The organism is Streptomyces sp. NPDC090499 (assembly GCF_044769305.1).
Classification (GTDB): Bacteria; Actinomycetota; Actinomycetes; order Streptomycetales; family Streptomycetaceae; genus Streptomyces.
In genome coordinates this window covers 1-5,267 of record NZ_JBIVXP010000046.1, presented here as the reverse complement: position 1 = coordinate 5,267, position 5,267 = coordinate 1, and the positions used below count along the sequence as shown (strand labels likewise).

The 5,267-nt window shown below is 67.6% G+C and carries 5 protein-coding genes; 3 read left to right on the top strand and 2 right to left on the bottom strand.

Annotated features, from left to right (window positions below):
* Window positions 1–225: 225 nt before the first annotated feature.
* Complete coding sequence (locus ACIQVL_RS51420) at window positions 226–717, bottom strand: hypothetical protein (protein WP_403479300.1); 492 nt, start codon at window positions 715–717, stop codon at window positions 226–228.
* 872 nt (window positions 718–1,589) lie between these two features.
* Here ACIQVL_RS51420 and ACIQVL_RS51415 point away from each other — a divergent pair.
* The 3 genes from ACIQVL_RS51415 (at window position 1,590) to ACIQVL_RS51405 (ending at window position 4,908) form a co-directional block, all read left to right on the top strand.
* Window positions 1,590–1,862: a hypothetical protein gene (locus ACIQVL_RS51415; RefSeq protein ID WP_403479299.1), complete on the top strand. Its 273-nt coding sequence runs from the start codon at window positions 1,590–1,592 to the stop codon at window positions 1,860–1,862.
* Between the two features lie 263 nt (window positions 1,863–2,125).
* Window positions 2,126–4,168: an NACHT domain-containing protein gene (locus tag ACIQVL_RS51410; protein WP_403479298.1), complete on the top strand. Its 2,043-nt coding sequence runs from the start codon at window positions 2,126–2,128 to the stop codon at window positions 4,166–4,168.
* A gap of 203 nt (window positions 4,169–4,371) precedes the next feature.
* Window positions 4,372–4,908 carry a 2'-5' RNA ligase family protein gene (locus ACIQVL_RS51405; RefSeq protein WP_403479297.1) on the top strand — a complete coding sequence of 179 codons (537 nt, stop codon included), beginning with the start codon at window positions 4,372–4,374 and terminating at the stop codon, window positions 4,906–4,908.
* Window positions 4,909–4,927: 19 nt separating this feature from the next.
* Here the strand turns inward: ACIQVL_RS51405 and ACIQVL_RS51400 are convergent.
* Window positions 4,928–5,267, bottom strand: a 340-nt coding sequence (locus tag ACIQVL_RS51400; RefSeq protein WP_403479296.1) for an ATP-binding protein, incomplete at its 5' end; no start/stop codon positions are given.

Genomic DNA, 5,267 nt, shown 5'->3' with positions numbered 1-5,267 from the left:
GAGGCCCTGTTCTCATGCCCGCGGCCAGCTGCGATCACCCGATCGAGACTCCCGTTCGACGCACACCCCTCAAGATCGGAACGACAACAGCGTCTAAGTCGATGCCGCAACCGCGACTCAGCCCACACCTGCGCGCGGCAGTGGCTGCTGCCATGATCATGGGCGGGAAGAGCTCCGCTGGCCAATGAAGGCCAGAGGCCAGCGGAGCTTCCCAGTCTCGCCCGTCTAAGCCACCCTCCGCCGCCCCGGGCTGCGATCCCACCGCTTGGCGAAGGACTGCACGGAAGCAGCAGTGAAGACGGGTCCAGCGCCAATGCGCCCAATAGGACGAGGGAAGTCAGGATGGCTGCCGTCCAGCTGAGCGACTCGCTGGCGACTTACACCCAACTCTGCGGCTGCTTCCCTGTATCCCATGAGTTCTTGTTCTTGAGGATGCTCGCGTTCTGCGTTGGCTTGCTCTGCCGTGATCACGCGCAGCCCCGTCAGTTCAGGCTCACGCCCCAGCATGGCCTTCAGGCCCCCGTGCGCAGTCTCGAAGGCCTGTGGCGCTGCTACCGCCAGCGTGGGCGCCATCAGCCGCCACACCAGGTAGAGGCGTCGCCATCGCTCCTCATACCGGAGGGTTCCCCCGGGGAAGCGCCACAACTCGTCGATCACCTCGTCAGTAGGCGCATCGAGGTCGTCAACGATCACAGATGCCTGCCATTCCTTTTCCATGACCCCTTCTCCTGTGTCCTCTTCTCAGCACTTGCTGCTTCGTCCCGGGAACGGGGAACGGGGACCTGGCCTTCCGGCCCCCGCCGTGCCCGCCTAGTCCTCCTCAGGGGAGACCCAGCCTGCTCGTCGCAGTTGATTGATCAAGTCGATCCACCCGCTCTCCGTCTCGGGCTCGCCGCCGATCGCGATAACCGTGCCGTCACGGGACAAAACCCAAGAGCCCTTGGCCGTCTGTCGACTGCTGACTCCCCGACGATCCAGCTCCGCGAGAAGCAGATCCATAGGACGCGTCATCCCACCCTCCCCTCAAACCTAGCCGATGTCAAGCTTTAAGGACCCGGAGACCCTACCCATCAAGCCTTGCTTTCCGCAACCTTTGAGGTCGGGGACCTGACCTACGGCCCAACCCGGACGTCGGTGTCGCCCGCGAGGCCTTCGTCCGGTGGTCCCACCCCGACCCCCAGCCCGCCGGCATCCCCCACCTGACGGCCGCGCGCCAGCCCGGCCAACGCGCACCCCGGCCCGCGTGGACGCTATCCGCCGCCGCGCCCGGGACCCGGCTCGCCGACGCCGACGGCTTCCCCGCCGACCCCGGACGGCCACTCAAACTGGAACTGCACCCGTGGGCGTCCTGGCAGGGCGATCAAGCCTGGGACATCGCCGCCAGGGCGCTGCGCTCCACCCGCCAGCTGCTGGTCGATGACCGCCTCGCCGGCAAACGACGCGAGCTGCTGAGTGCGAAGAAGAAGGCCTGGCGCGCCAACCGAGACGCTCGACTGGCAGCCGGCCGCGCCCCAGGAGCAGAGCCGAAGTCGGTCCGACTCACGGCCGCGGAGAAAGACGAGGTCGCCGGCGCTGTCCGCCCGGTCACCATGGCGGACTACCTGTACCGGCTGCGCATCAAGGCCAACTACGAAGACGTCACAGTGTTCTCTAGCGGACCAACCACTGACCATGAAGCTGCTCAGGTCGGCGCCGACCTCGTCGCCTTGGCTTCTGCGACCCTGCTCGTTCACGAACTGCGCACCGCTGCCTTCATCGGTTCCGCCGAACTGGTCAAGGCCATGGATGCCGTACTGCCACAGAACGCCGCAGACTCCGCCAGCGGCATGGCGCAGCGCCGTGAACTCCACGCCCGCATCTGACTCCGCCACCAGTTCCTGTGTGAGCGACGCCCGATACTCAAAGAGGGTCCGGCCAGAATATCGGCTAAAAAGGACAGTTCATCACGATCGGCCCGGCACTATGCCGACTTCGGAGAACACACTGTGGGTCGCATGGATGAACCGGGAAGATGCCCCGCATGGGGGGAACACGTACGCGCCGGGTCGCTGCCGTCCTTGTCGTTCTGCAGGCCGCCGCCGCTGCGATGGCGCTATGGCTGTCCAGGCAGTTCCAGGTGGCGCGGATGGCTGCCACCATCGTCGCCCTCGTGCCCACACTGCCCGGCACCTACCTGGCCTGGGCGGCTTACCGTGCCGACCGCGACGAGGCTGCAGCAGACATCGACGCCAAGGCCAAAACCCTGGCCACAGCCGTGGCCAGGGCCGAAACCCTGCAGCGCGCCCAGTTGATCGGCCCCGGCGCCCACTGCATCCCCCTGGCCTTCACCCACCGGCCCGAGCCCTCCAACAACGCCGCCGGCCCCGCCCCCAACGGACATCTCACCGACATCGTCGCCTACTACCAGAACCTCCGCCCGGGCCGGCTGGTCATCACCGGCGAACCCGGTGCCGGAAAGACCCTGCTCGCCCTCCAGCTCATCCTCGGGCTGCTGGCCCACCCCCAGACCAGCAGCGCAGGCCCGGTTGCGATCCGTCTCTCCCTGGCCGACTGGGACCCCGCACGTCCGCTGCCCGAATGGCTCGCTGAGCGGATACACGATCAGTTCCGCGACATAGGCCTCAGCCTCGCGGACGTCCGGCGGCTGGTGCGGGAGTATCGCGTCCTGCCCGTCCTTGACGGCCTGGACGAGATGGACACCGCCACCACCCCACCCGCCCGCCGCCGCGCCGTGCGGGCCTTGCAGCAGGTCAACGCCTACCAGGACCCCTCGGGCAACGCCCCCGTCATCTTGACCTGTCGCACCGACCAGTACACCGAACTGGCCATGCTGGACATCCGGATGCGCGAGGCCGCCCGCATCGAACTGGATCCCGTCACTCCTGCCCAGGCCGCCGCGTACCTCACCGCCCGGAGCACAAACCCAGCCCGCTGGCTGAGCGTCCTACACACGCTGACCGCAGCACCGGAGGGCACGCTGGCGCAGGCGCTGAGCACTCCTTGGCGGCTCAACCTGGCCGTCACCGCCTACGAGGAACGCCACCCCGCAACCCTCGCCTATCTCCGTGCCCCCGACGTCCTGCTGACTCTCGCCTCCCCCAGCGTGGTCCGGGACCACCTGTTCGCCCTGTACCTGCCGGCCGCCATCAGCCAGCACCCCACCGATCCCGGCCGCTACCGGCCCGATCAGACCCACAACTGGCTTGCCGCGCTCGCCACGTACCTCACTACCACCTCCGCGTCCACCGACATCGTGCTGCACCAGTTATGGCCGATGGCCGGCTCCCGCCGAGTCCGTGGCACGGACGCTCTGCTCGCCACCGCAGTGGCCCTGCTTTTTGCCGGTCTGCTCCTCGCACAGACCTCCGTGAACCTCGGTTCTCTACGCCAGGTCATGGGCGCGACAGGGTTCACGGCAGTGGCCGCGCTCATCATCATCCGGGCCATGTCAGCGCAGGTAGGCCCGCCCGTGACCATCCCAATACGCCGTCTGCGTACACCTATTGGCAGACAGCGGCTTGTCCGCATGCTCGCCGTGACGCTGGCCGGAGGGCTGGCAGGAGGCGTAGCGATCGGTATCGCCGCTCGAACCGCATACGCCATCGCCGCCGGCCTGGCGTACGCTCTCGCGGCCGCGCTCGCCACAGGGCTCAGTTGGCGGGCGCACGTTGCAGGACGCGAGGACCCCGTCGTTGCCCGCCCCAGCAGCGCTGTCTGGGGAGATCTCGCAGTCGGGCTCACGACCGGGCTCGTAGCAGGCTGTGCGACCGGGCTCACGGTCGGGCTCACGCAAGGTGTGGCTGGCGGTCTCGCCGCCGGCGTGACCGCCGGCGTCTCGGGCGCACTTGCCGTCGGGACCGCAGCCGGCCTGGCATACGGCTTGGCCGCCGGGCTCACCACCGGCCTCGCAACAGGTCTCGTCACCGGGCTCGGCACTGGATTCACACTCGGCCTTGCAGGCGGAGTCGTGGGCGGCATCTACCTGTTCACGGGAGCGGGCCGACGGTATCTAGTCTTCCTGTGCTGCTCCCGCGGCCGACTGCCCTGGAGGCTTGGCGGCTTCCTCAACTGGGCCTACGGGGCAGGCCTACTACGGACCTCAGGAACGGCGTACCAGTTCCGTCACCGCGAACTCCAGGACTGGCTCACCGCCCATCCCCGCCCGTAGCACTGGCCAAACGTCTGCCTCTCGATGTTGGTCTATCGAGGAAACGCGATGGCCTGCGCATACGCGACCCACATGGTGTGGATTTCCCGTGCCGATGCCCGACAACCCCTCATCCCAAGGTGCTCGGGTGGTGCCCCGTCCTGTTTGGCATGGCGGTGCTAATCGAGTCGCCGCCGGCGGGGCCCCGCTGATAGACAGATGCGATGGAGGACGACGACTCGTATGGGTTCCAGGCAGGGCAGTCCGGGCTGATCGTGAGGGTTCCGGAGGCGGAGCCTGCTGTGCGAGCGTGGCGTGACCGGCTTGACCCCTCAGCCCGTGCCGGTGTGCCGGCCCATGTGACCGTGCTCTTCCCGTTTCTCGATGCAAGCCGGATCGACCAGGGTGTCTGCGCCGCGATCGGCGAGGTGCTCGGTCGGTATCAGTCCTTCGTGGCCCGGTTCGACCACTGTGGCCGGTTCCCCGGAGTGCTGTATCTCGCCCCCGAACCGGACACTCACTTCAGGCGCCTCACCGAGGCGGTCGTCGAGCGGTGGTCGGAAAACCCGCCGTTCGGCGGGCAGTTCGACGACGTTGTCCCACATCTGACCGTCGCCCAGGGCCAGGACGAGGCTCTCGTGGAGAAGGCCGAGGCCGACCTGCTCACCAAGCTGCCCATCGTCGCGCAGGTCTCGTCGGTCGACTTGCTGGTCCACGACGGGACGCGCTGGCGGCAGCGGGCCTCCTTCTCACTGGGATAGGCCCAATTGCGGTGATCGTTCAGCCGTTGCTCTGCTGGTTCTTGGCGTGTGCGAGGCGGTAGGAGTCGGTGCCGGTCTCGATGATGTTGCCGCCGAAGGTGAGCCGGTCCACGATGGCCGCGCAGAGCCGGGGATCGGTGAAGGTCTTTGTCCAGCCTCCGAAGGATTCGTTGGAAGCGATGGCCACGGATGCCTTTTCCTCCCTTTCGGCTAACAACTGGAACAGCAGTTCGGCGCCGCGGCGGTCGAGTTCCATGTAGCCGAGGATGGCGTCCCTTGTCGTGGTGTAGCCGATCAAGGTCAGGGAGTGCGCCGGGGGGCGTGCGCCGATGGGCTTTCGTTCCCTGCCCGCAGGGTGG

Bases quoted from the DNA above. Each gene is read 5' to 3' on its own strand.
- ACIQVL_RS51405 (WP_403479297.1), top strand. From the start codon at position 4,372: ATGGAGGACGACGACTCGTATGGGTTCCAGGCAGGGCAGTCCGGGCTG.
- ACIQVL_RS51410 (WP_403479298.1), top strand. From the start codon at position 2,126: ATGGCTGCCACCATCGTCGCCCTCGTGCCCACACTGCCCGGCACCTAC.
- ACIQVL_RS51420 (WP_403479300.1), bottom strand. From the start codon at position 717: ATGGAAAAGGAATGGCAGGCATCTGTGATCGTTGACGACCTCGATGCG.
- ACIQVL_RS51415 (WP_403479299.1), top strand. From the start codon at position 1,590: ATGGCGGACTACCTGTACCGGCTGCGCATCAAGGCCAACTACGAAGAC.